Raw genomic sequence first — 2,244 nt, 5'->3', positions numbered from 1 at the left:
GCTTCATTTTCCTTGACTTCTTTAAGATAAGGTTCGAGGTCTTTTATGGTCTTTACACTATCTATATCGATCTTGTATTTGTCTACATAAGCTTTATTCCAAACAAAATAGTTGCCTGGAACGACATTTTTGGCAGCTGCTGGAGCTCCGGATAGTCTTCCTTCGATAGAAGCTCCCTTTAATACATCTTCTGAAAGAGAATCTTTTATAGCTTGACCTTTTTCATCTATAAGATCTGTTATGTCGGCAAAAGCTCCCTTTTCTACTAAATTTTTGTAAGGACCTGACCAGTTAGCTGTAAAGGCTATGTCCCAGTCATCTCCTGCATTTGACGCGAGTTGAAGTCTTTGTTCATATTCGCCCCAATCGAAGAATTGTAGGTTTATATGATAACCTGCATCTAGGCTATCTAGATATTTATTAATAGCTTCTACAACCTCTCCTGTATCTTCTTGGGGAGTTCCCACATCATAATATGTTATGGTAGGAATTTCTTCTGAATCTTTTTTGACTTCTTCATTCTTATCTGAAGCCTGACAACTAGAAAGACTTAGGCTAAGTCCAACTAGGAGTGTGCTTATGCCAATTTTTTTTAGTAAGTTCATCTCTCCTGCTTTCTTCTAATTACTTATCAGCGCCTTCCCAATTGTCTAATTGTGCTTGTACTTCTTCTATTACCTTTTCGATTCCTGCTGTATTTAGTTTGTCTAGGAATTCTTGGTAGTAGCTTTCGTCAAAGGCTCCTGTCTTGAGGTTGATGGTGTATTCGCTTTGTGTTTGTTGAACATTTGCTATTTCTGTTGCGATTTTTGATTCATCTAGAGTAAATCCTAATACTGGAGATGCTACTAGTTTGTCTTCAAATTCTTTTGCTTCCTTATCGAATTCTTCATCGCCAATTCCAGGAGCTCCATCTAGTGGAGTTCTGTTGAATGCGCATAGGAAGGTAAATGATGGTACATCGTAATCGTTATCTATTCCATCAGAATCCTTGTTGTGTTTTACAACTTTTCCGTCTTTGTATTCGAAGTTTTTGCCCTCAACACCGTAAGATAGCATATCTTGTAGGTTTTTGTCTGTGAACATTCTGTTGATAAAGTCCATGGCAAGTTCTGCCTTATCAGTTTGTGAGTTAATGGAAATCATCTTTCCTGTAGCCTTGTCGTTAGATATAAGAACCTTATCTCCAATGATATTTGATACTACTTCGTTACGTGGTGCAACTGACCATATAGCTGCAGATCCTGGTTCTCCTTCACCTTCAGTAAGTAGAACTTCATTTTCTGGCATTACTGTTCCTGGCTCAACTTGTGGAGCTGATGGTGAGATGTAGCCTTTGTCCATATAGTCTTTCATCTTCATGATTTGTTCTTTATAAAGATCATCTGCATATAGGTTGTAAGCCTTAAGCTTGCCATCTTCTTCTCTTACAGCAACTCCATCTGTAACTTGATATACAGGCTCTGGCATAGCGAACAAGAAGTCCTTAGATACGCCAAATGGATATTGTACGCCTTCTTTTTCTTTTATTTCTTCAAAGATAGGTTCTAATTGGTCTATATTTTGGATATTCTTGTAGTCGATATTGTATTTATCAACCATACTCTTTGTCCATACGAATTGGTTAGCTGCAACGACTCCTGGATATGCTGCAGGGATTCCGTAAACTTTACCATCTACACTAACACCTTTTAGCATGTCAGGATTGATTAAATCAACAAATTCCTTGCCTTCCATTAGGTCTGTTAGATCCATCAAGGCATTTTGTGATACTAGGGTCTTGTAAGGTCCTGCCCAGCTTGCAGTAAAGGCTAAGTCCCAATCTTCTCCTGTTGATGAAGCAAGTTGGAGTCTTTGTTCATAATCTCCCCAATCATAGAAGACTAGATTTAGGTGGTAACCCGCTTCTTTTTCATCTAGGTATTCGTTAATCTTACTTACTGTCTCTTCAGTTCCTGCTTGTGGAGTTCCTATGTTAAGATAAGTTAGGGTAGGAACTTCATCATCTTTAGCATTCTTATCTTTCTTATCGTCTTTGTTTTCTTTGTTTTCTGCGTTTTCGCTAGTTTCGGTTTTGTTTTTCTCTTCTACATTTCCGTCATTGTTTCCGCAAGCTGAAATGCCTAGAGCAAGCATTAGAGCCATTGATGTGTAAGCAAATTTTTTAACTAAATTCATTTTTCCCTCCTTATTAATGAATTATTCCTTAACTGCTCCCAATGTTAGGCCACTTATGAAGTATCT

General features: G+C 37.8%; 2 protein-coding genes. Both read right to left on the bottom strand.

All coding sequences use genetic code 11. The features are described 5' to 3' along the window. The coding region (locus MRZ08_RS08055) for an extracellular solute-binding protein (protein WP_297381519.1) at window positions 1–605 on the bottom strand (605 nt) is incomplete at its 3' end. A gap of 19 nt (window positions 606–624) precedes the next feature. Further along, window positions 625–2,178 (bottom strand): ABC transporter substrate-binding protein, encoded by a 1,554-nt coding sequence (locus MRZ08_RS08050; RefSeq protein ID WP_105301305.1) that lies wholly within the window; start codon window positions 2,176–2,178, stop codon window positions 625–627. Window positions 2,179–2,244: the final 66 nt, after the last annotated feature.

Source organism: Anaerococcus sp. (assembly GCF_022770135.1).
GTDB lineage: Bacteria > Bacillota > Clostridia > Tissierellales > Peptoniphilaceae > Anaerococcus.
This window is presented reverse-complemented; position numbering and strand designations above follow the sequence as displayed.